Raw genomic sequence first — 21,645 nt, 5'->3', positions numbered from 1 at the left:
AATTTGAGAAAAACTATGAGTGACACTGAGTTAACAAGTAGTGACTTTGCCGAAGCCGCCGAGCCGTTCCGGCTCTTTGCTGAGTGGCTGGAGGACGCCAAGAAAAGCGAAATCAACGACGCCAACGGCGTAGCACTTGCAACCGTCGATGCCGACGGCATGCCGGATGTGCGGATGGTGCTGCTCAAGGGTTTCGATGAAAGCGGCTTTGTCTTCTACACGAATTTCGAGAGCGCCAAGGGCCGCGAGATTCTTGGCAGCATGAAGGCGGCGATGTGCTTCCACTGGAAATCGCTGCGCCGCCAGGTGCGCATACGCGGTCCGGTGGAGATCGTCAGCGACGCTGAAGCCGACGCCTATTACGCGACGCGGCCGCGCGGCAGCCGGATCGGCGCATGGGCTTCGAAACAGTCGCGGCCGCTGGAAAGCCGCTTTGCCCTGGAGAAGGCGGTGGCCGAATACACGGCGCGCTACCCTATCGGCGAAATCCCGCGGCCAAAGCACTGGTCGGGCTTCCGCATCGTGCCGCAGGCGATCGAGTTCTGGCACGACCGGCCATTCCGGCTGCACGATCGGCTGGTCTTTTCGCGCAACGCCGAAGGCGGCTGGGACAAGACACGGCTTTATCCCTGAGGATAAGTTCAGGCCTTCTTGCGCGTCATGAAGGCCGTCAACGCGGCGCGCGCTTCGTCGGACTTCAGCCGCTCGGAGAAATGCTCGCTCTCCACCTTGATGCGGGCGACAAGCTCGTCGCGCGGGGCGCGCATCAGGTCACGCGCAATCTTCAGCGCCTGCGGCGGCTTGGCGGCGATCGCGCCGGCCGCGGCGAGTACCGCGGCTTCTAGCCCGCCCTCCTCGACCACCTCATAGATCAGGCCGGCGGCCTTGGCGCGTTCGGCGGAAAAACCTTCGCCGAGCCCAAGCAGCGCGAAGGCGCCCTGCCTGCCGAGGATGAGCGGCGCCAGCAGGCTGGAGCCCGCCTCCGGCACCAGGCCGAGGTCGACGAATGGTGTGCGGAACACCGTGCGCGGCGTGGCGAAAGTCAGGTCGCAATGCAAATTGAGCGTGGTGCCGATGCCGACGGCAATGCCGTCGACGCCGGAGACCATCGGCTTCTCCGTTTTGGCCAGCGCCATCAGGAAGTCCCAGACCTCGTTGCCGCCTTCACCGCCGGTGGCGATGACCAGGAAATCGGCGAGATCGTTGCCGGAAGAGAAGGCGCCTGAAACACCGAGGAAGACATGGACGCGGACCGCCGGATCGGCATCGCCATCGGCCAGCGCCTTGGACATTGTCGCGTACATGGCGCGCGTCAGTGCGTTCTTCTTGTCGGGACGGTTCATGCGGATGATCTGGATGGCGCCCTGGCGCTCGACGAGAATATGGTCTGTCACGGTCATTCTTCCCTGGTGAGCGCTCTGGTATTCAGGCCGTTATCAGCGCCTTGCCGGCGGTAGCGAGGCTCTCGGCGCCATCGATGACGCGTTCCTTCAAGGCGCTGACTTCGCCGAGCAGGTTTTCGGCGAAAAAGCGGCAAAGGGCGATGCGGCTCTGCTGGGCAAGTCCGCCACGCGCCAGATAAGCGCCGCCGGCAGCAAGCGAGATCAGCCTGAGATAGGGGGTTGCACCGGCTTGCGCTTCGTCCAGACGGCCGTCGGCCAGCAGCTTCTGCAGGAAGCGCGTCGCCTCGGTGAGATCGTCGAACGCCTGGTCAAGCGCTTCGGCGGTGCGGCCGAAGCCCTGCAGGTTCGAGGTCCGCACCTCGTCGGCGATGGCCTTCAGTTCGGCGATATAGCCATGCACATGCTCGCCGCCGCCAAGCGGCAATTTGCGGGCTACAAGGTCGATCGCCTGGATGCCGTTGGTGCCTTCATAGATCGGCGCAATGCGGGCGTCGCGATAGAGCGCGGCCGCGCCCGTCTCCTCGATGAAGCCCATGCCGCCGTGGACCTGGACGCCGAGCGATGCGACATCGACGCCGATATCGGTGGAAAAGGCCTTGGCCAGCGGCGTCAGCAGATTGGCGCGATCGCGCCAATGCGCGGCCTCCTCGCCTGTCGACACACGCGCGAAGTCGATGGCATAGGCGCAGGAATACGAGATGGCGCGGGCGATCTGGGTCAAAGCCTTCATGGTCAAGAGATTGCGCTGCACGTCGGGGTGATGGACGATCGGCGCCATCCCGGCGCCTGAAAAGTCCGATGCCTTGCCCTGGCGGCGCTCATTGGCATAGGCGATCGCCTTCTGCGTCGCGGCTTCGGCCACTGCCACGCCCTGCATGCCGACGCAAAGCCTCGCGTTGTTCATCATGGTGAACATGCAGGCGAGCCCCTTGTTCTCCTCGCCGATCAGATCGGAAGAGCGTCGTGTAGGGNTGGATGCCGAGCTTGTGCTCGAGGCCGGAACAGAAGACGTCGTTGCGGGCGCCGAGCGAGCCGTCATCATTGACCAGGAATTTCGGCACCAAAAACAGCGAGATGCCGCGCGTGCCGGCCGGTGCGTCGGGCAGCCGCGCCAACACCAGATGGATGATGTTGTCGGTGAAATCATGCTCGCCATAGGTGATGAAGATTTTCTGGCCGAAGATGCGGTAGGTGCCGTCGCCGGCAGGCTCGGCGCGACTGCGCAAGGCGGCGAGATCGGAACCGGCCTGCGACTCGGTCAGGTTCATCGTCCCCATCCACTCGCCGGAGACGAGCTTTGCCAGATACTTTGCCTTCAGCGCTTCGGAAGCATGCTTGTCGAGCGCCTCGACCGCGCCCATGGTCAGCGTCGGGCCGATGCCAAAGGCCATGGCGGCGGAGTTCCACATTTCGAGCGCGGCAACGCCGACCATGGTCGGCAGGCCCTGGCCACCGAATTCTTCCGGTCCCGACAGCGCGTTCCAGCCGCCGTCGATCCAGCTGCGGTAAAGCGCCTTCCAGCCGGGCGGCGTGGTCACGGTCGCATCCTTCAGCACCGCGCCATGCTGGTCGCCGATCTTGTAGAGCGGCGCCACTTCCTCGCTGGCGAAGCGGCCGGCCTCGGACAGGATGGCGTCGACAAGGTCTTCGCCGAGGTCCCCGAACGTGCCGCGGTCGAGCGCCGGCTTGAGCCCGGCGACATGCTTGAGCGTGAACGAAATGTCGCCGACCGGGGCCTTGTACATGCCGCTTTCTCCTCCGCTGCTCCGGCCGCTCGATCCTAGGACCCGGGCCGATGCAAAACCATCCGCCTCTGGGCGGCCTCCGACCTTCTTTTTACGTAAACGTCAAACTTTGTCACGCGGATTTTCATCGAACTTCGTCGTCCACAGGTGGAGCGGGAGCGTAGCGGACGCCGAGTACCATGTCGCGACCTCGCGCTAGGGGCGCAACGGTGCAGAATTCCGCGCCGTGGCAGCGCTTCGAAGTCGCGGAATGCATACTATGGTCCGCGCCGCGTCGCTTCGCTCCTTGCTTCGCCATAGAATGACGAAATCGCGAGAGCGACAGGACTCCTGCCCGAAAGCACTTCCTTAACCATACCGGTCCACCATCGGTGTTTGGTCAGCGGGGATCCCCTGTTTGAAAACGCCGGCGCATCTTCTTCGCCGCTCAGCGATCGCTCTCGCGGCGATGATGGCGCTGACGTCAGCGGCTACAGCCTCGGACTTTTCCGAGCCTTGGCGGGATGGCGACCGCGCGCTGGTGGTCGACGCCTATGAATACAATTCCATCGACTGGGCGCAGCTTGCCACCGACAAGCGCATTGTCGGCTTCATCAACAAGGCCTCCGACGGGCTGCCGCCGCCCTATTTCTGCTACGGCGACGAGCCTACGGTCAAACTCTGCAAGACATTGTGGAAACGCTTTGCGGTGACGCGCGAGCTGTTTCAGACGCGCAAGGTGGTGGCCAAGGCGCTCGGCCTGAGATGGGGCGCGTATCATCTTGCCCGCCCCGGCAATCCGCTCGAGCAGGCCAACAGTTTCATCGATTTCGCCGAGCCAGCCCCTGACGATCTGCTCGCCCTCGATCTCGAAGGCAACGACCCCTCGCAATGGATGTCGCTCGAGGATGCCGAGGAATTCGTGCGCCAGGTGCACCGGCGGCTCGGCCGTTTCCCGATCCTCTACACCAACGGCAAGACCGCCCAGTACATCGCCGACAACCGCTACCAATACCGTCTGCTGTCGCGGCTGCCGCTCTGGTATGCGCGCTACAAGCCCGACATCGACGTGCATTTTCCGATGGGCAACTGGCAGGGCTATGCGCTGTGGCAGTTCTCGGCGCAGGCCAATTGCGGGCGCCTGCGCTGCCCCTACCGCGTCGCCGGCACGCCCAACGACATCGACGTCAACGTCGCGCCGATGGACGCGGCGGCACTGCGCCAGCAATGGCCCTTCGGCGGCCTGATCGACGTGCCGCCCGACTACCTCGCCTCGATACCGGTGCCGGTGTCGCGCGCGGCCGGGCTCGCCGGCAAAGTCACCATCACATACGCCGATGTGGCGACGCCACCGACGGTCGAGGAAATGGTGGCGGTGCTCGGCGCGCGCTGGCAGACATTCCGCGCCGCCTTCCGCATGCCGGTGGTCAAGACGGTGCCGCGCCGCGCGCGCTTCGGCATTGCCGAGTATGTCGCCTGGAAGCGGACCACGTATCGTTCGGAGGCTCTGCTCGAGGCCGCCTTCTCGCAGGCCGCCGACCCGGTCAGCACCGCTTCGACGGAACTGGTTCGCGAGCGCTGAGGCTTATGTGGCGGCGCTGGCCTTTTCCCGCGCCACCGCCTGCCAGCCTATGTCGCGGCGGCAGAAGCCTTGCGGCCAGTCGATACGGTCGAGCGCGGCGTAAGCGCGGCTTTGCGCTTCGCCCACCGTCTTGCCTGATGCCGTGACGTTGAGCACGCGGCCGCCATTGGCGACCAGCGCGCCGCCATTGATGGCAGTGCCGGCATGGAAAATCTCAACGCCTTCGCCAGCGGCTTCGTCGAGACCCCGAATGACCGAGCCTTTTTCCGGCGTCCCGGGATAGCCCTGTGCCGCCATCACCACGGTCAGCGCGGCATCGTCGCGCCAGCGGATCGAACTGTGCGCCAACTGGCCGTCGACGGCGGCGTTGAGCAGCACTAGCAGATCGTCCTTCAGCCGCATCATCAGCACCTGACACTCGGGATCGCCGAAGCGGGTGTTGTATTCGATCAGCTTCGGCCCCTTGTCGGTGATCATCAGCCCGGCAAACAGAATACCGGCGAACGGCGCGCCAAGCTCGGCCATGCCGCGCATGGTCGGCTCGACGATCTCGCGCATGGTGCGCTCGACCATTTCGGGGCTCATCACCGGCGCCGGCGAATAGGCGCCCATGCCGCCGGTGTTGGGGCCGGTATCGCCATCGCCGACGCGCTTGTGGTCCTGCGCGGTGCCAAAGGGAAGTGCGGTCGTGCCGTCGCACAGGCAGAAGAAACTCGCCTCCTCGCCGGTCATGAATTCCTCGACTACTACCTCAGCGCCGGCGTCACCGAATGCGCCGTCGAAACAAGCATCGAGGGCGGCGCGCGCCTCGTCCAGCGTCATGGCGATGGTGACGCCCTTGCCGGCGGCAAGCCCGTCGGCCTTGATGACGATCGGCGCGCCGACCTTTTCGACATAGGCTTTCGCCGAGGCAAGATCGGTGAAGCGGCCATAGGCGGCGGTCGGGATGCCGTATTTGGCGCAAAGGTCCTTGGTAAAACCTTTCGAGCCTTCGAGCCGCGCTGCCCGCTTCGACGGGCCGAAGACGCGGATGCCCTGCTCACGCAGATCGTCGGCAATGCCGGCGACCAGCGGCCCTTCCGGCCCGACGACGACGAGATCGATCGCGTTGTCCTGGCAGAAGCTGGCAACAGCGGCACGGTCGGCGATGTCGAGCTTGACCAGTTCGGCCTCGTGGGCGATGCCCGGATTGCCGGGCGCGGCATAGAGCCTGGTCAAAAGCGGCGAGGCCGCGATCTTCCAGGCCAGGGCATGTTCGCGGCCGCCGGAGCCGATTAACAAAACGCGCATGCCGATGTCCCTTGTCATTTCACGACAGGGACTGCGCTATTGCCCCGGGCGGCGCGGGTCAAGAGTTTTACCTTGCGCCATACCGGTTGCGCACGGGAACGTCGCGCCGAGAGCACGGCGTCCCCGGCCGGTATCAGCTCTGGAAGACGACCGGGAACCAGTCCTCGCGCAGTTTCTGGCCGGGCTTCATGTCATGGCCGGGATAGGGCGGCGAGGTACGGCCGGGGCGCTCGACATAGCGCGCATCGTCGCCGACCCAGCGCAGCGACAGCGCCCGGCGACGCGCCGCGGTCGGATTGCCGCGCGCACCATGCGCGGTGCGGAAGTCGAACAGGATGGCGTCGCCCGGCTCCATCTCCCATTCGAGCACCTTCAGCGACGGGTCCTTGTCTGGATCCGGCACGGGCAGATAATCGCCCTCGCCGGCATAGAAATCGCTGTCATCGAGCCAGCGCACCGGCAGGATCATCTTGTCCCATTTGTGCGAGCCGGCGATCAGCCGCAGCGTCGCTTCCTTGACCGGATCGATCGGAATCCAGAAGCTGACGGTCTGGGTGCCATCGACGAAGTAATACGGGATGTCCTGGTGCCAAGGCGTCGGCTTTTGCGTGCCCGGTTCCTTGACCAGCACATGGTCGTGGAAGAACTGGGCGCTGCGCGACTGCATCGCCGCTGCCGCGAGTTCCGCGGCCGGGGAATTGCGCACCACGTCGACGAATTCGGGAATGCGCTCCCAATTGCAGTAATCGTCGAAGAAGCTGCCCTTGCCGTTGGCGATGTCCGAGGCCGTGGCGCTGCGGTTTTGCATGTTGCGCTCGATGCCGGCGGCGATGGTGCCAACCCAGTCCTTGAAGGCGCCGCGTATGCAGACCGCGCCGTCGCGCTGGTAGTCGGCAATCGCTGCGGCATCGATATGTCTGGCGGCCATGTCATGTCTCTCCTGTTTCGATGACCGACTATCGCGGCCGCCGCACATCGCGTAAAATAATAACTTCTCATCTCCCTTATAGCTTTACTCTATGAACCTGACCCTCACCCAGTTGCGCTACCTCGTCACTGTTGCCCGTCACGGCAGCGTCACCGTGGCCGCCCGGATGCTGAACGTCTCGCAACCCTCGATCTCGGTGGCGATCGACAATGTCGAAGCGACGCTCGGCCAGAAAATATTCGTGCGCCAGCGCGGCAGCGGCATCGCGCTGACCTCGTTCGGCCGCAGCGCGGTGGCGAAGGCAAAGCAGGTGCTGGCCGAAGCGGACGAACTGGTTGGGCTCGGGACGCGCGACGCCGATGTCGGCGGCGAACTTGTGCTCGGCTGTTTCGAGGATCTGGCGCCTTATTTCGCGCCGGCGCTGATCCGCGCTTTTTCGCAACGCTGCCCGGCGGTCACCGTGGTGGTCCGCGACGAGACCTTCGAGACGCTCGGCCGGCGGCTCGGCGATGCGGCAATCGATCTCGGCCTGACCTACGATCTCGGCCTGCCCTCGCACTTCGCTCGCACCCTGCTGCATGAGCTGCGGCCACACGCGCTTCTGCCGCAAGGCCACGCGCTGGCCAGCCAGGCCAGCGTCAGCCTGGCGGAGCTGGCGACCCATCCCTTGATCACCACCGACCAGCCGCATAGCTGGCAGCATATGCTGGACCTGTTCCTCAGCCGCGGCCTGTCGCCGGTCTCGCAATCGACGGCGAGTTCGTTCGAACTGCAGCGCAGCATGGTCGCCAACGGCTTCGGCGTCGCGGTGAGCTACACCAGGCCTTATGGCGACAGGAGTTATGACGGGCTGCCGCTGGTCTGCAAGCCGCTGTCCGATCCGCTGCCGATGCAGCGCATCATCCTCACCCATGACACAAGGCAAAGGCTGTCGAAGGCGGCGCTGGCCTTCACGGAGGTGGCGAAGGAATGGTTTGCCAGCCACGATATTTTCACCGCCTGAGCGACAATGCGGCCGCTTGACGGCGCACGCCGCTGCTGCCACTCCAGCACGATGGAAACCATCCAGTCGAAAGCCGCACAGGGCCGCGTCGCCGACGCGCCGAGCGGCCATTGGGTCTACAAGATATTGCCGCGCTGGCTGTGGCCTTACGCGCAGCTTGCGCGCTGGGACCGGCCGATCGGCTGGCAATTGCTGCTGTGGCCCTGCTGGTGGTCGGCAGCGCTTGCGGCCAGCGCCTATCCGCGCGCAAGCGACCCGCTGCTCACATTGCTCCCGTCGCCATGGTTCCTGTTCCTGTTCTTCGTCGGCGCCGTCGCCATGCGCGGCGCCGGCTGCACCTATAACGACATTGTCGACCAGGACATCGACAACAAGGTCGAGCGCACCCGTTCGCGGCCGCTGCCGGCCGGCAAGGTGACGCGCCGCCAGGCCTGGATATTCCTGGTCATCCAGGCGCTGCTGGGGCTGGTCGTGCTGTTGCAGTTCAACGACTTCGCCATTCCGCTCGGCATCGCCTCGCTGGTCATCGTTGCCGTCTATCCCTTCATGAAGCGCTTCACCAACTGGCCGCAATTGGTGCTCGGGCTCGCCTTCTCCTGGGGTGCGCTGATGGGCTGGGCGGTCGAGTTCGGCGATCTCGATGGCCCGGCCGTCATGCTCTATATCGGCTCAATCCTGTGGGTGATCGGCTACGACACTATCTACGCGCATCAGGACAAGGAAGACGACGCCATTGTCGGCGTGCGCTCGACGGCGCGGCTGTTCGGCGACAACACCAAGACCTGGCTGGTCGGGCTTTATGGCGGCACGCTGGTCTGCTTTGCCATCGCCTTCGCCTCGGTGCAGGCGCCGGTGGTGGCGCTGGCCGGGCTGATCGCCGCCGGCGCGCATATGGCGCGGCAGATAGCGGTTCTGGATATCAACGATCCCGATCAATGCCTGCGGCTGTTCAAATCGAACAACCAGGTCGGCTGGCTGATCTTCCTCGGCCTGATCGGCGGTGCGCTGTGGGTGGCGCTGAAGCCGCTGGTGTAGGCTCCCTCTTCCTTCTCCCCTTGTGGGAGAAGGTGGATCGACGCGCAGCGCCGAGACGGATGAGGGGTGCTCCAGCGGAGTGAGGCGTTGGCGTTCCCTGGAACACCCCTCATCCGTCTTGCCGCTTCGCGGCAATCCACCTTCCCCCACAAGGGGGGAAGGAGAAGAGCGCTCTATTCTCTCGAAATAATCTCCTGGCCATCAATAACCAGCCTCAGCCCGAGGTCGCCGGCCCTGCGGCGGGCGAGGAAGCGTGGGCGGCGCGTGGTCGAGACCCGGCCTTTGCGGCGATCCTTGGCCGGCAGCGCCTTGATGGCGGCGCCCAGCGATTCCTCAAGCGTGCGGGCAATTCCGTCGGATTCGATCAAAAGCATCTGCAGCCGATAGGCATCGGCCCAGGCGCGCCAGTCGGCGGCGACGTCTTCGAGATCGTCGGCCACCAGCAGCGGCACCGACAGCATCGGGTCGTTGTGCAGGAGTTCCAGGGTTACCGTGACATTGCCTTCCGGATCCTCCATGGCGCGGGCGGCAACGCCGCGAAACGCGTTGGCGGGCAGAGCGATGATCGCCGGCACGCCGCTCATCTCGAGCGTGCGGCGGATGACGGCGCCGCGCTGGTCGATGGTAAAGGTAACGTCGCCATAGTCGTCGCGCGTGGCATAGCTCACCACTTGCGGCAGGCGGAATGGGTCGAGGCGCATGTTGCGCCCGGCCCAGACGGGCTTCAATACACTGTTCATCTGCTGCCTTCCTGTGTTTCTCCTGAGAGCCGCTTTCACGGATCCCACCGGGCCGGTTTTCCCGGCCTCGTTGTGTGAAACATTAGCGCGAGCTTCTGCCGCGCGGCTTAAGAAAGTCAGTTAAATTTTGCTGATATCAGGCGATGGTTATCGGAATGAGACCAGCCACAAAATGTTGAAAGGATCAGATAACCTTACCGGGATTCATGATGCCGGCCGGATCGAAGACGGCCTTCACCCGGCGCATCAGTTCGATCGCCATTGGCGGCGCGGTGGCGATCAGTTCGTCGCGCTTCAACTGGCCGATGCCATGCTCGGCCGAGATCGAACCGTGGAAGGAGCGCACGACATCGTGCACGGCATGGTTCATGGCGTGGTAGAGGCCGAGAAACGCTTCGTCGTCACCGCCCTCCGGCCGGGAGATGTTGTAGTGGAGATTGCCGTCGCCCATATGGCCGAAGCAGACCACGCGCGCCTGCGGACTGACCGAAGCCACTGCACCGGCCGCCTTTTCGATAAACGCCGGGATGGATGCCACCGGCACCGAAATATCATGCTTGATCGACGCGCCTTCGGGCTTTTGCGAATCCGGCAGCACCTCGCGGAAATTCCAGAAGGCGTCGCCCTGCGCCAGGCTTGCCGCGATCACCGCGTCGCCGACGATGCCTTGCTCGAGGCCTGCCGACAGCACCTCCTCGATCAGCCCCCTGGCGTCCTCGGCCGAGCGGCCCGACGACACCTGCATCAACACATACCATGGCCAATCCTGCGCCAGCGGCCGCGTGACGCCCTGCGCATGGCGCAGCGTGAAATCATAAGGGCGCTGGCCGATCAGTTCGAAGGCGGTGAGTGCGGCCCCTGCCCGGTCCATCGCCAAGCTGAACAGCGAAAGGGCTGCTTCCGGCGACGACAGGCCGGCAAAGGCGACTTCGCGCCCCTTGGGCTTGGGAAACAGCTTCAGCACCGCCGCAGTGATGATGCCGAGCGTGCCTTCGGCGCCGACGAACAGGTTCTTCAGATCGTAACCGGTGTTGTCCTTCTTCAGTTTGCGCAGATCGTCGAACACCTCGCCGGTCGGCAGCACGACTTCGACACCAAGGCAGAGTTCGCGCGCATTACCATAGGCAAGCACGCCGGTGCCGCCGGCATTGGACGAGAGATTGCCGCCGATCTGGCAGGAGCCCTGCGCGGCAAGCGACAGCGGAAACAGCCGGTCGGCGGCGTCGGCGGCTTCCTGCAGCGTCTGCAGGATGACGCCGGCTTCGACGGTCACCGTGTTCGAGAAGACGTCGATCTCGCGAATGCGGTTCAGCCGCGACAGCGACAGCACGATCTCGCGGCCGGAGGCATCCGGCACCTGGGCGCCGACCAGCCCGGTGTTGCCGCTTTGCGGCACGACCGGCGTTCCCGTCTCGCTCGCCAGCCGCATGATCCGGCTGACCTCGTCGACGCTGCCGGGACGCAGCACCAAGGCGGTCCTGCCGTGCCATAGGCCGCGCCGCTCGGTCAGATACGGCGCAATATCGGCCTGGTCGCGCAGCGCATATTTGTCGCCGACGATTGCCGCGAAGCGGGCGATGAGAGCGGGATCGAGGTCGAAGGGGGAGTCGTTCATGGGCGCAAACTATGGCGCTCAATCGAGCTTGTCACGGGGGGCAGCGGCACGAAACAGCCGATCGTTGATCGCCTCGCCGAGCCCGTCGAACGGGATCGGCTCGACGGCGATCGTCGCCGCACCGCTGCGGTCGAGTTCCTGCAAATACGCGAACAGATTGCTTGCGGCTTCGCGCAAATCGCCTGACGCAGACAGGTTGCGCAAGGCGGCCGCCGCTTGCCAGCCTTCGGCGCGGTCGCCACCAAAGGCCAGCAAGGCCTCGCCTTCAGCCACACTCTGTGCATCGAGCCGCACCGATGCGCGCGGCGCATAATGCGACGCCAGCATGCCGGGCGCCTCGATGCCGGCTGTCGCGCCGCGCTGCAGCTTAATGCCGGTGACCGCCTCGATATCGGCGGCAGCGATGCCGCCTGGCCTCAGCAGCCGCACGCTGTTGCCTTCGACCTTGACGATGGTCGATTCCAGCCCGACCGGGGTGGCGCCGCCATCGACCACCAGCCGGATTTTGGCGCCGAGATCGGCCGCCACGGCTTGCGCTGTCGTGGCGCTTATCTTGCCCGAAGAGTTCGCGCTGGGCGCGGCCAGCGGCCGGCCGAGCCTGGCGATCAGCTCGCCGCCGAAGCCCCTCGGCATGCGCAGCGCGATCGTATCGAGCCCGGCGGTGACCAGCGGATGGATGCCGTTGCCGGGTCGGAGCGGCAGCACCAGCGTCAGCGGCCCCGGCCAGAACGCCTCGGCCAGCCGCTTCGAAAGCGGGTCGAAGATCGCAATGCGCTCGGCCATCGCGAGATCGGCGACATGGGCGATCAGCGGGTTGAAGCGCGGCCGGCCCTTGGCTTCGAAAATGCGGGCGACGCCGACGCCATTGGTCGCGTCGCTGGCCAGTCCATAGACGGTCTCCGTCGGGATGGCGACGACGTCACCGCCCTCGAGCAGCGCCAACGCCTGCTCCATCGCTTCGCCGACGGATAGTATCTCAGCCACTCGCTTCACCTCACAGGCACCCCCTAAATCGCGTCGCGCTGAACCGATTCATGCGACGCGCTTTAGGTCTTTGTTTTGATGCATGTCGTTCTCTCAAAACCGGGGCCACTTTTGAGCGACATGCATTAGAGCGGTTCAGCGGTTCGCTGAAACGCTCTAAGTATTTGTTTTTGCGCAATTCCGGACGGAAAACCGCTACTCACTTTTCCTGGAATTGCTCTAATACGGCAGTGGTTTTCGGGCAAGCCGGCGTTGGCGAATTATCAATGCCTAAAATGCTATGTTTCCCTGCAAGCCGGCATCAATCCACTGGGGTTAGGCTACTTGGGTTAGGGCTGGCGGCTTGTTGGGCAAGGGGACGGTTTCGATGTCGATGCGTGTGCTTGGAGCGCTTGGTTTCACCCTGGCGGCGATGACCGGTGGGGCGCACGCCTCGTCGATCGTCTTTCTCGGCGTCTCGACCTCGACGCCATCGGTCATCAAGGTTGGCGGATCCGGACCGGTCAGGATCGCCTCGTCGCCATCGATCGTCGCACTCGGCGATGCCCAGCCCGATGTGACTTATGAAAAGGTCGCGGCGATCCCCGAAAAGCCTAGGCACGGCCAGGACCCGATGATCATTCGCGGCGGCGTCGTCGGCGGCGCCTTCGCCGCGCCGGCTCCGGCCAGGGCGAGCGCCGCGGCGCCGGCAACTGAGCCGACAGCAGAGACCGCACCAGCCGGAACTGCAACGGCATCGAACGGCAAGCCCGAGTCGCAACCGGCAGCGCCGCAGCCGGCAGCAACACCGCAGCAGCCGATTGAGGGCGTCGGCAAAGCCGAGTAGGCCATTCAGCCAAGACAGTCGGCCGATCCATGCCGCTTGACGCCGATCGACGCCCCGGCGCACCATCGGCTTGGCGGCGGCGGCCCCAATTTCGCCAATCGGGTTTGGCATGAGCGCGCCGGGTTCTAGGAGAGCGAGGGGTTATCATGAACATGACGAAATCTTTGACTGTTGCCGGCCTGTTGCTGGCGTCACCTATAGCTGTCGGCGGCGCGCAGGCCGGTGACGAGCTAGGGTCCTACGTCGCGCGCATTTCCGATCGCGACCACCATGCCAGCGACGGCTATGAGCTGAGCAGCGCAGCACAGATGGTGCGGCAGGACCGTGCCAACTGGCACAAGTTCCACCGGCGCGATGCCGACGACCAGGGCGATGACTGGTTCCGCAGCAACGATGATCGCGCGTATCTGGAACGCATGCTGAAGCGCGGTGGCGCGATGAGCTCCTCGACACGGAACGCCATCGTCAATGGCGAGCCGCTGATCCAGGTCGACGTCTATTCAGACAGCGTGCATGTCAGCATTTTGGAGGACTGACGGAGTCAGCCTCGGGAGGACTGAAAACAAGACGGGCGGCGTATGAACGCCGCCCGTCTTCGGGCTTGTCCGTCGCTTAGCCAGCTATTCTGGAGAAATCAGCCACCTGGTCGGTGGCCGTGCGGATGCGGGCGAGCAATGCCAGGCGGTTGGCGCGCACGGCCTGGTCCTCATCATTCACGAGAACACGTTCAAAGAATGAATCAACCGGTTCGCGCAGCACGCTAAGCGCCAGCATGGCGGCGGAAAAGTCTTCGTTTTGAATCGCTTCGCCGGCTTCTCTCTCCGCCTGATTCACCGCCGCAAACAGCGATTTCTCGGCCTCCTCGCGAAACAGCGCCGGCTCAACAGTCTCGGCGACGCGCGTTTTCTTCTTCTCCTCGGCGGCCAGAATGTTGGCCGCTCGCTTGGCGCCCGCGAGCAGGTTCTTGCCGTCCTCGGTGTCGAGGAAGGACCCCAGAGCTTCGACGCGACGCACGATCTGCAGGAGGTCGTCCGACTGCGATTGTCCGATCTCCCCTCTTGTCGGGGAGATGCCCGGCAGGGCAGAGGGGAGCGCGCCAGAATGAGAGGTCGGCGGGACAGCGCCCCCCTTTGTCGGCTTCGCCGCCAGCACAAGGGGGGAGATTGGCGCGCTTCCACCACCTGCCAGCACGGCGTCAATGAGATCATGCCGAGCACCCTGGTCGCGGAGATAGACTTTCAGGCGGTCGTGGAAGAAGGCGAGGAGGTCGGGGCCAAAGGCCCGTCCAGCCTTAGACGCGAGATAACTCGCCGTTTGATAGGCACTATCGAAGAGCGATGTCAGCGGCAGTGAGATCCCATTCTCGATCAGGATCCTCACCACGCCCAGTGCGGCCCTTCTCAGCGCGTAAGGGTCCTTAGACCCTGTTGGCTTTTCGTCGATGGCCCAGAAGCCGACCAGCGTGTCGAGCTTGTCGGCCAGCGCGACGGCAATCGACACCGGATCGGTCGGCACGCGGTCGGACGGACCTTGCGGCTTGTAGTGCTCCTCGATCGCCGCGGCCACGGACGGATGCTCGCCTTGCAGCAGCGCGTATTTGCGGCCCATGGCGCCTTGCAGTTCCGGAAACTCGCCCACTGCTTCTGTCGTGAGATCGGCCTTGGCCAGCACAGCGGCGCGAGCGGCGAGCGCGGTAATCTCCCCCCTTGAGAGGGAGATGTCGCCGAAGGCGACGGAGGGGGTCGTCTCGCGTGGAGCGCCAACTCCCTCTTTCTTCGAGAGACCGGACGGCGTCGCGGCAGCCGAAGCGACCCCCTCTGGCCTGCCGGCCATCTCCCCCTCAAGGGGGGAGATCGACTGCGCCACTGTTGGCGCCAGCTCTTCCGCCAGCCGCTTGATCCGCTCCACCCGCTCGCCTTGCGTGCCGAGCTTGGCGTGGAAAGTCACCCCGAGATGGTCGAGGCGGGCCATGCGTTGGTCGAGCGGCTTTTTCAGATCGAGCCCGAATTTCTTCGCCGACGCCTCGAGCTGCTCCAGATCCGGCAGATCGCCCTGGTCGGTCTTCCAGAAATACAGCGCGTCCGACAGGCGGGCACGCACCACCTTGCCGTTGCCGTGCGCGATCTCCTTGCCGCCGTCCTTGGCCTCGATGTTGGCGGTGAGGATGAAGCGGTTGGAGAGAGGCGATTGGCCAATCTCCCCCCTTGAGGGGGAGATGCCCGGCAGGGCAGAGGGGGGGGCTTCGCGCGGAGAGGTCGGCGGGACAGCGCCCCCCTCTGTCGGCTTCGCCGACATCTCCCCCTCTAGGGGGGAGATTGGGCGCGATGTCACAAAGCATTTCTGGTTGGCGCGGATGGTCAGCCGGACCACCTCGGGCGGAATGGCAAGAAAGGCCTGTTCGAATTCGCCCATCAGCACCACCGGCCATTCGACCAGGCCCGACACTTCTTCCAGCAGCCCTTCGTCCTCGACCAGATCGAGCCCGTTGGCGAAGGCGAGGTTGCGGGCGTCGGCAAGGATGATCTCCTTGCGCCGGTCGCCGTCGAGCACGACCTTGGCCGCTTCCAGCTTGGTCACGTAATCGTCGAAGCGGCGCACGGTGATTTCACCCGGCGCCATGAAACGATGGCCATAGGTGATATTGCCCGAGCGGATGCCATCGATCTCGAAATCGACCACCACCGGCTCCTCGGTCTCCGGGCCGAAGGTGCACAGAATCGTCTGCAGCGGCCGCACCCAGCGCAGCGAACCGGGCTTGGCCGAAGCCGGCCCCCAGCGCATCGATGTCGGCCAGGGGAAGCCGCGAATGATGGCCGGCACCAGTTCGGCGATGATTTCTTCCGCCGCCCTGCCCGGCTTCGAAATATGGGCGACGTAGAAATCGCCCTTCTTCGGATCGGAATGAACATGCGCCTCGGCAACCGAGGCAAGGCCTGCCTTGCGCAGAAAACCCTGCACCGCCTGTTCCGGCGCCGTCGTCGACGGCCCCTTGATCTCCTCGTGGATGTCCTTCGAGCGCGCGGTCAGGCCCCTCACATCGAGCGCCAGGCGCCGCGGCGTCCAGTATTCGCGCGCGGCGTCATAGGTCAGACCCGCCTCGACCAGACCGTCGGTCAGCATCTTCCTGAGATCGCCCGCCGCCTTGCGCTGCATGCGGGCGGGGATTTCCTCGGAGCGAAGTTCTAGCAAAAGATCAGGCATGGTTAGGCTCGCGCGACAATGGTCGGCGGGGCATAGCAACTCGGCTGGCCGCTGTCACCCTTTGCGCTTGCCGATCGTCGGCCCGGGCCGATTTTCTAAAATTTTCAAGGCGCTGTCGGGCCGCAACCAGCCCGCCCGTCCTTGGATCAAAGATTTCCATGAACCAAACGCAGCGCTGAAGCGACCAACGCTCAGGCAGGGACCTATTGGCTGAACGACCATGAAAACGGCATCGAGACTTCTCCAGATCATCGCGCTCAGCGCCTGTTTCGCCGCGCAGGTGCATGGCGCCTTCTCGATGCCGGGCGTACGGCAGGCTATGCGGACCATGGCGGGGTCGACTGGCCCGATATTGGCCCCAATCAACATTTCTCTCGAAATGATGAAGTGAGCCTCAGGCGGCGAGCCCGCCGGCCTGGGTCTGCAAAAATGCCTCGCCGCAAGCTTTCGCCAGATTGCGCACCCGCAGGATGTAGCTCTGCCGCTCGGTCACCGAAATCACGCCGCGCGCGTCGAGCAGGTTGAAGATGTGGCTGGCCTTGATGCACTGGTCATAGGCCGGGAAGACCATGCGGTGCATCGGCAGATCGTCGTTCGAAGCCGGGGCGCCGGCCGCGAGCAGCGCCTTGCATTCGGCTTCGGCGTCCTCGAAATGCCTGAGCAGCATGGCGGTGTTGGCATATTCGAAATTGTGCCTGGAATATTCCTGCTCGGCCTGCAGGAAGACATCGCCATAGGTGACTTTTTCGGCGCCTTCTCGGCCATTGAAGTTGAGGTCGTAGACATTGTCGACGCCCTGCACATACATGGCCAGCCGCTCCAGGCCGTAGGTCAGTTCTCCCGCCACCGGCGCGCATTCGATGCCGCAGACCTGCTGGAAATAGGTGAACTGCGACACTTCCATGCCGTCGCACCAGCACTCCCAGCCGAGCCCCCAGGCGCCCAGCGTCGGACTTGCCCAGTCGTCCTCGACGAAGCGGATGTCGTGCAGCAGCGGATCGACGCCGATCGCCTTGAGCGAGCCGAGATAAAGCTCCTGCAGGTTCGGCGGATTGGGCTTCAGGATCACCTGGTATTGGTAATAATGCTGCAGCCGGTTGGGGTTTTCGCCATAGCGGCCGTCTTTCGGCCGGCGCGAGGGCTGGACGTAGGCGGCGTTCCAGCCCTTGGGCCCGAGCGCGCGCAGCGTGGTGGCCGGATGGAAGGTGCCGGCGCCGACTTCCATGTCGTAAGGCTGCAGGATGACGCAGCCATAGGCGGCCCAGTAATTGTGCAGGGTCAGGATCAGCCCCTGGAACGAGCGGCTGGGATGCATATGGGCTGGACTGTCTGACGTCACGGCGGCCTCGGAAAGCGCTGAAATGATGCCATTCCCTAGTTGCCGGGCCGGTAGGCGTCAAGGCAGCGCCTATCGCCGCCTTGATGAGAGGTTGAACGCTTTGCTTCGGACTGGCCCATTGCCGGACGGTGCCGGTGGCCGTTTGCTCGCCCAGCTTCAACGACAAAGGTTCAGCCATGCAAGGCCAGTTCACCGTACGCCCCGTCACCCGAGAGGATTACGAGCAATGGCTGCCGCTGTGGGACGGCTACAATGCGTTTTACGGCCGCTCGGGCGAGACCGCCCTGCCCGGTGACATCACTGCAATGACATGGTCGCGCTTCTTCGATGCCTATGAGCCTATGCATGCGCTGGTCGCCGAGAGCGAAGGCAAGCTTCTCGGCCTTGTCCACTATCTCTACCACCGCACCACGACGGCGATTTCGCCGAACTGCTATCTGCAGGATCTCTTCACCAATGAGGCGTCGCGCGGCAAGGGCGTCGGCCGGGCACTGATCGAAGACGTCTATACCAGGGCGCAAACCGCAGGCTCCAGCCGCGTCTACTGGCTGACACACGAAACCAACCACACGGCGATGAAGCTCTACGACAAGATCGGCGATCTCTCGGGGTTCGTCGTCTACCGAAAGCTGTTCTAGAATGAGCGCCAACGCTGGGTCTGCGCCGCGTCGCTTCGCTCCTTGCTCCGCCATAGAATGACGATCGCGATAGGGCGTCTCTATCTCGTTGTTTCTGTCGCAATTCCGAACGGAAAACCGCGCACACTTTCCTGGAATTGCTCTAAGACGCCAAACCGAAAAAACGGGGCTCAGCGAGAGCCCCGTTTCATCAGAAGTATGGCCCGATCACCCTTTCGGCGCTGGCGGGGTGGCCGGCTTGACCTTCGGGGTTTCCTGCGCCGTGTTGGATTCGATCGGCGGCAGGCCCTTCATCAGCTTCTGCTGCAAAATGGCAAGCACATCGGGATCCGGCTTCAGGTCGCGCGCCTGGTTCCACTGGAATGTGGCTTCGAGCTTGCGGCCGACGCGCCAATAGGCATCGCCGAGATGGTCGTTGAGCACCGGATCTTCCGGCTTGAGCGACACGGCGCGCTCCATTTCGCGCACGGCGTCGTCGAACCGGCCCATGCGGAAATAGGCCCAGCCCAGCGAATCGACGATGTAGCCGTCGCTCGGCCTGAGGTCGACGGCCTTTTGGATCATCGCCAGGCCTTCCTTGAGGTTCATGTTCATGTCGACCCAGGAATAGCCGAGATAGTTCAGCACCTGCGGCTGGTCGGGGAACAGTTCCAGCGCCTTGAGGAAGTTCGGTTCGGCCTTGGGCCATTCCTTCAGCCGCTCATAGGCGATGCCGCGCTGATAGTAGATGTTCCAGTTGGCATTGGTCGGCGTCTTCAGCACCGCGACCGCCTTGTCGTAGAGAGTGGCGGCGGAGCGGAAATCCTCCTTCGAGGCATAGACCCCGCCCAGCGCCAGATAGGCGCGCATGTCATCGGGGTGAGCTTCGACGAATGCCTTCAGATGGGCGATCGCCTCGTCGTGACGGTTGAGATCGGCAAGGTTGAGGCCGAGCTGCAGGTCGGAAAGCTCCTTCAGCGGCGAAGAGGCTGGAATGCGGCTATAGAGAGCAATGGCGCCTTCACCGTCCTTCAACTGCTCCGCGACGGCGGCAAGCTGCACCAAAGCGGCGTCGCTGTCGGGCTTGAGCGCGAGCGCATATTGCAGATAGAGGCGCACGAACGGCTCGCCGCCGCCGCGATTGAGCGCGATGGCGAGGTCGAGCAGGATTTCAGCGGCGCCGTCGGAGGGATTGGCGACGAAGGGCTCGATCTTGTCGCCCTTGCTGATGCTGTCGCGAAGCGCCTGGATGTCCAGCTTGCCGGGCGCGAACGCCTCGGCCTTGTCGAGCACGTAGAGCGCCTTGTTCCTGTTGCCCTTGCGCGCCAGAAAAGACGCGTAGGCCTGGGCGTTGCGCATCCATGTCTCGGGCGCGGCACCGCCGGCCGTGACGTCGGTCAGGGTCGCGTCATAAAGCGCGTCGGCCTTGTCCGACAGGCCTGCGGCATCGGCGATCAGCGCGCGGTGGAAGGACTTGAACAGGCCGAACCAGTCCGGCCCCTGCAGTTTGTCGATCGAGACCATCGCCCCGGTGGGGTCGCCGGCGCCCTCTTGTGCCCAGCCGGACATGACGCCGGAAATCAGCCGGTCGAGATCGGATTCGAGCGACAGCTTGAGCCAGTACTGCGCCTTGGTGAAATCCTTCTTGTGGAAGGAATCGACCGCCAGAGCCAGACGCGAGAAGCGCTCGACGTCGGGAACTGCCTTGAGCTTGTCGGCATAGACGAGCGATTCCTCGAAGCGGCCTTGCGCGATCAGCGACAGCATCAGGCTTTGCTGCAGCGAGGTGTCGCCGGGATTGAAGGCGAGCGCCTGCTTGTAATAAGCGATGGCATTGTCGAGGTCGTTGTCGCCTTCGGCGATGCGGGCGGCGAGATAGGCGCCCGAGAAGGAGGTGATCTTGACCGGGTCGGTCGATTCCTTCGCGTAGGCAGGCAGCGGAGAAATCGCCATCCCTGCCACAATTGCCAGCCCTGCGAGCCAGCGCGCACGTCCTTGCCGCATCGTATCCCTTTCAGCCAAGCGCCATCCCGCGTCGGCGCGGAGAAGCCATAGACTCGATGTTTCCTGACAAAGCATGGCCTTTTTGGGGTCAGGCTTCAATCCGGGCCGAATTCACAATCGGGTCACCCGATTAACAAACCATGGCGACGCAGACACTGTCGGTTCCGACAATAGCAGATCGGGGTTGGGAGCTACAGCCTGACATCGCGATATCCGCCTGCCGCTATCGTGCTGCACAGGCCGGCCCACTCGCAACCCTGGCAGGCCTCACGCGTCACGCCGGCTGAAAAGGCCGCGCGCAAGGCGGCAAGCGTTGCCGCGTCGAGGCTGAGACGGACGCCCGCCTCGATGGGCCGGGCCAGCAGCTTGCCGACATCGCGTGCTGCCAGCTCGTCCCGGCCTGCGGCGCTTTCGCGCAAGCAGTGGGGCTCGGCCTCGCCGAGCAGCGGCCGACAGATGTCGTCGGGGCCGGAGACGATCAGAATATCCTCGCCCCGGCCCAGACGTTTCGCGATCACGTCAAAATTGGCGACGAAGGCTCCGCTGTAGCCTTTGCCGACATAGGTCAGCAGGCAAAGCAGATGGTGGGAGCGCAACCTGACGGTCATCGGTCAGGACGCGATGGCGGAGCCTGTTCCATCCCGATGGTATCGGGATGGGGCTCCATCTTTTTGTTTGAGCATGATCTCTTCCGAAAACCGGACTCATTTTTCGGGATCATGCTCCTGCCGGGTCCGCCTTGCCGGAAAACAGCTTGAGCGTCGCGGCGCCGAGCGCCGATTTCAACAGGCCGCCGACGAGGAACGGCAGGAAACCGAAGGCGATGGCCTGTTCGAGGCCGATCATGACGGCGAGCCAGGCCGTTCCGAGAACCAGGCAGGTGAGGTTGCCGAGGACCATGCCGGCGAAGGCGAGCAGCACGCGGTTGCCGTTCCAGCCGCGTTCGGCCAGCCAGCCGACAAGCGCGCCGACGAGCGGGAAGGCGAAGAGATAACCGCCCGTTGCCCCGACGAAATACGACGCGCCCGCTGCCCCTCCGGACAGGACAGGAAAGCCCATGGCGCCCTCGGCGAGCCAGGCGATGATGGTCATGGCGCCAAGCCGCCAGCCATAAAGTGCGCCGACCAGCGTCACGGCGAAGGTCTGCATGGTGACCGGCACCGGCACCATCGGCACCTCGATCTGGGACGACAGCGCCAGAAACAGCGTACCGAGGACGACGGCCGCGGCCTGCCAGCTATGCGAGCGGGTTTGCAGGCGCAACGGGCTGAAGGACGGCTTGGACGGCGAAAAGGCGATGTCGGTCATGGCTGCTTCCCTGGCTGGTTGAATTATAGATAATTTTTAAGTTCGA

19 protein-coding genes and 1 pseudogene are annotated in these 21,645 nt (G+C 64.2%); 7 read left to right on the top strand and 13 right to left on the bottom strand.

All coding sequences use genetic code 11. The features are described from left to right. Positions 1 to 3: 3 nt before the first annotated feature. A complete protein-coding gene (gene pdxH, locus X751_RS162255; protein WP_084013080.1) occupies positions 4 to 633 on the top strand; it encodes a pyridoxamine 5'-phosphate oxidase in 630 nt (209 codons plus the stop codon). Positions 634 to 641: 8 nt separating this feature from the next. Here pdxH and X751_RS162260 read toward each other — a convergent pair whose 3' ends face one another. Continuing rightward, complete coding sequence (locus X751_RS162260; protein WP_023709883.1) at positions 642 to 1,394, bottom strand: crotonase/enoyl-CoA hydratase family protein; 753 nt, start codon at positions 1,392 to 1,394, stop codon at positions 642 to 644. 31 nt (positions 1,395 to 1,425) lie between these two features. Next, positions 1,426 to 3,148: pseudogene (locus X751_RS01000000163390) on the bottom strand (acyl-CoA dehydrogenase family protein). 448 nt (positions 3,149 to 3,596) lie between these two features. Between X751_RS01000000163390 and X751_RS162265 the strand changes: the two are divergent. Next, positions 3,597 to 4,709: a glycoside hydrolase family 25 protein gene (locus X751_RS162265; RefSeq protein ID WP_023806746.1), complete on the top strand. Its 1,113-nt coding sequence runs from the start codon at positions 3,597 to 3,599 to the stop codon at positions 4,707 to 4,709. A 3-nt stretch (positions 4,710 to 4,712) separates the two neighbouring features. Here the strand turns inward: X751_RS162265 and purD are convergent, their stop codons facing one another. Both purD and X751_RS162275 read right to left on the bottom strand, forming a co-directional pair. Beyond that, positions 4,713 to 5,999 (bottom strand): phosphoribosylamine--glycine ligase, encoded by a 1,287-nt coding sequence (purD, locus tag X751_RS162270; protein ID WP_023735585.1) that lies wholly within the window; start codon positions 5,997 to 5,999, stop codon positions 4,713 to 4,715. Between the two features lie 133 nt (positions 6,000 to 6,132). After that, positions 6,133 to 6,927, bottom strand: coding sequence for a phytanoyl-CoA dioxygenase family protein (locus X751_RS162275; protein ID WP_023743669.1), 795 nt, complete (start codon positions 6,925 to 6,927; stop codon positions 6,133 to 6,135). Positions 6,928 to 7,018: 91 nt separating this feature from the next. On the opposite strand from X751_RS162275, the gene X751_RS162280 reads away from it, so the two are divergent. Together X751_RS162280 and ubiA are read left to right on the top strand one after the other, a co-directional pair. After that, positions 7,019 to 7,930 (top strand): LysR family transcriptional regulator, encoded by a 912-nt coding sequence (locus X751_RS162280; RefSeq protein WP_023735586.1) that lies wholly within the window; start codon positions 7,019 to 7,021, stop codon positions 7,928 to 7,930. Between the two features lie 51 nt (positions 7,931 to 7,981). Then, entirely contained in the window at positions 7,982 to 8,965 is a 984-nt protein-coding gene (gene ubiA / locus X751_RS162285) for a 4-hydroxybenzoate octaprenyltransferase (protein ID WP_023727500.1), read from the top strand. 173 nt (positions 8,966 to 9,138) lie between these two features. Here the strand turns inward: ubiA and X751_RS162290 are convergent, their stop codons facing one another. From X751_RS162290 to X751_RS162300, 3 genes are all read right to left on the bottom strand, one after another. Next, positions 9,139 to 9,705 carry a DUF6101 family protein gene (locus X751_RS162290; protein ID WP_023743668.1) on the bottom strand — a complete coding sequence of 189 codons (567 nt, stop codon included), beginning with the start codon at positions 9,703 to 9,705 and terminating at the stop codon, positions 9,139 to 9,141. 184 nt (positions 9,706 to 9,889) lie between these two features. Continuing rightward, the gene (locus X751_RS162295; RefSeq protein WP_023743667.1) at positions 9,890 to 11,320 is read right to left on the bottom strand and encodes an FAD-binding oxidoreductase; all 1,431 of its coding nucleotides are present in this window, start codon (positions 11,318 to 11,320) and stop codon (positions 9,890 to 9,892) included. Between the two features lie 18 nt (positions 11,321 to 11,338). After that, entirely contained in the window at positions 11,339 to 12,304 is a 966-nt protein-coding gene (locus X751_RS162300) for an L-threonylcarbamoyladenylate synthase (RefSeq protein WP_023692098.1), read from the bottom strand. Between the two features lie 367 nt (positions 12,305 to 12,671). Between X751_RS162300 and X751_RS162305 the strand changes: the two genes are divergently transcribed. Both X751_RS162305 and X751_RS162310 read left to right on the top strand, forming a co-directional pair. After that, positions 12,672 to 13,130, top strand: coding sequence for a hypothetical protein (locus tag X751_RS162305; protein ID WP_023743666.1), 459 nt, complete (start codon positions 12,672 to 12,674; stop codon positions 13,128 to 13,130). A gap of 152 nt (positions 13,131 to 13,282) precedes the next feature. Further along, positions 13,283 to 13,666, top strand: coding sequence for a hypothetical protein (locus X751_RS162310; protein ID WP_245259948.1), 384 nt, complete (start codon positions 13,283 to 13,285; stop codon positions 13,664 to 13,666). Positions 13,667 to 13,742: 76 nt separating this feature from the next. Here the strand turns inward: X751_RS162310 and X751_RS1000000164650 are convergent, their stop codons facing one another. The 3 genes from X751_RS1000000164650 to X751_RS162315 all read right to left on the bottom strand — a co-directional run bounded on the left by X751_RS1000000164650 (position 13,743) and on the right by X751_RS162315 (position 17,670). Then, on the bottom strand, positions 13,743 to 16,331 hold the full coding sequence (locus tag X751_RS1000000164650; RefSeq protein WP_023738471.1) for a glycine--tRNA ligase subunit beta: 2,589 nt from the start codon (positions 16,329 to 16,331) through the stop codon (positions 13,743 to 13,745). Between the two features lie 54 nt (positions 16,332 to 16,385). Continuing rightward, a complete protein-coding gene (locus X751_RS1000000166710) occupies positions 16,386 to 16,661 on the bottom strand; it encodes a hypothetical protein (protein WP_156929806.1) in 276 nt (91 codons plus the stop codon). Between the two features lie 64 nt (positions 16,662 to 16,725). Further along, positions 16,726 to 17,670 (bottom strand): glycine--tRNA ligase subunit alpha, encoded by a 945-nt coding sequence (locus X751_RS162315; RefSeq protein ID WP_023738470.1) that lies wholly within the window; start codon positions 17,668 to 17,670, stop codon positions 16,726 to 16,728. 176 nt (positions 17,671 to 17,846) lie between these two features. On the opposite strand from X751_RS162315, the gene X751_RS162320 reads away from it, so the two are divergent. Then, on the top strand, positions 17,847 to 18,308 hold the full coding sequence (locus tag X751_RS162320) for a GNAT family N-acetyltransferase (RefSeq protein ID WP_023687114.1): 462 nt from the start codon (positions 17,847 to 17,849) through the stop codon (positions 18,306 to 18,308). A 207-nt stretch (positions 18,309 to 18,515) separates the two neighbouring features. Here X751_RS162320 and X751_RS162325 read toward each other — a convergent pair whose 3' ends face one another. The 3 genes from X751_RS162325 to X751_RS162335 form a co-directional block, all read right to left on the bottom strand. Next, a complete protein-coding gene (locus X751_RS162325; protein WP_023738469.1) occupies positions 18,516 to 20,291 on the bottom strand; it encodes a tetratricopeptide repeat protein in 1,776 nt (591 codons plus the stop codon). 191 nt (positions 20,292 to 20,482) lie between these two features. Beyond that, a complete protein-coding gene (locus X751_RS162330; RefSeq protein WP_023738468.1) occupies positions 20,483 to 20,899 on the bottom strand; it encodes a DUF1284 domain-containing protein in 417 nt (138 codons plus the stop codon). A 109-nt stretch (positions 20,900 to 21,008) separates the two neighbouring features. Continuing rightward, the gene (locus X751_RS162335; protein ID WP_023738467.1) at positions 21,009 to 21,599 is read right to left on the bottom strand and encodes a biotin transporter BioY; all 591 of its coding nucleotides are present in this window, start codon (positions 21,597 to 21,599) and stop codon (positions 21,009 to 21,011) included. Positions 21,600 to 21,645 lie beyond the last annotated feature (46 nt).

The sequence above is a fragment of the Mesorhizobium sp. LNJC394B00 genome, assembly GCF_000502555.1.
Lineage (GTDB): Bacteria > Pseudomonadota > Alphaproteobacteria > Rhizobiales > Rhizobiaceae > Mesorhizobium.
Note: the sequence above shows the minus strand (reverse complement) of the source record. Positions and strands in the feature narration are given on the sequence as shown.

Excerpts from the sequence above, each read along its gene's own strand:
- X751_RS1000000164650 (WP_023738471.1), bottom strand. The coding sequence starts at position 16,331 with ATGCCTGATCTTTTGCTAGAACTTCGCTCCGAGGAAATCCCCGCCCGC.
- X751_RS162305 (WP_023743666.1), top strand. The coding sequence starts at position 12,672 with ATGTCGATGCGTGTGCTTGGAGCGCTTGGTTTCACCCTGGCGGCGATG.
- X751_RS1000000166710 (WP_156929806.1), bottom strand. The coding sequence starts at position 16,661 with ATGGTCCGCATAGCCTGCCGTACGCCCGGCATCGAGAAGGCGCCATGC.
- X751_RS162295 (WP_023743667.1), bottom strand. The coding sequence starts at position 11,320 with ATGAACGACTCCCCCTTCGACCTCGATCCCGCTCTCATCGCCCGCTTC.
- X751_RS162275 (WP_023743669.1), bottom strand. The coding sequence starts at position 6,927 with ATGGCCGCCAGACATATCGATGCCGCAGCGATTGCCGACTACCAGCGC.
- X751_RS162320 (WP_023687114.1), top strand. The coding sequence starts at position 17,847 with ATGCAAGGCCAGTTCACCGTACGCCCCGTCACCCGAGAGGATTACGAG.
- X751_RS162290 (WP_023743668.1), bottom strand. The coding sequence starts at position 9,705 with ATGAACAGTGTATTGAAGCCCGTCTGGGCCGGGCGCAACATGCGCCTC.
- X751_RS162280 (WP_023735586.1), top strand. The coding sequence starts at position 7,019 with ATGAACCTGACCCTCACCCAGTTGCGCTACCTCGTCACTGTTGCCCGT.
- ubiA (WP_023727500.1), top strand. The coding sequence starts at position 7,982 with ATGGAAACCATCCAGTCGAAAGCCGCACAGGGCCGCGTCGCCGACGCG.
- X751_RS162265 (WP_023806746.1), top strand. The coding sequence starts at position 3,597 with ATGATGGCGCTGACGTCAGCGGCTACAGCCTCGGACTTTTCCGAGCCT.
- X751_RS162325 (WP_023738469.1), bottom strand. The coding sequence starts at position 20,291 with ATGCGGCAAGGACGTGCGCGCTGGCTCGCAGGGCTGGCAATTGTGGCA.
- purD (WP_023735585.1), bottom strand. The coding sequence starts at position 5,999 with ATGCGCGTTTTGTTAATCGGCTCCGGCGGCCGCGAACATGCCCTGGCC.
- X751_RS162310 (WP_245259948.1), top strand. The coding sequence starts at position 13,283 with ATGACGAAATCTTTGACTGTTGCCGGCCTGTTGCTGGCGTCACCTATA.
- X751_RS162330 (WP_023738468.1), bottom strand. The coding sequence starts at position 20,899 with ATGACCGTCAGGTTGCGCTCCCACCATCTGCTTTGCCTGCTGACCTAT.
- X751_RS162335 (WP_023738467.1), bottom strand. The coding sequence starts at position 21,599 with ATGACCGACATCGCCTTTTCGCCGTCCAAGCCGTCCTTCAGCCCGTTG.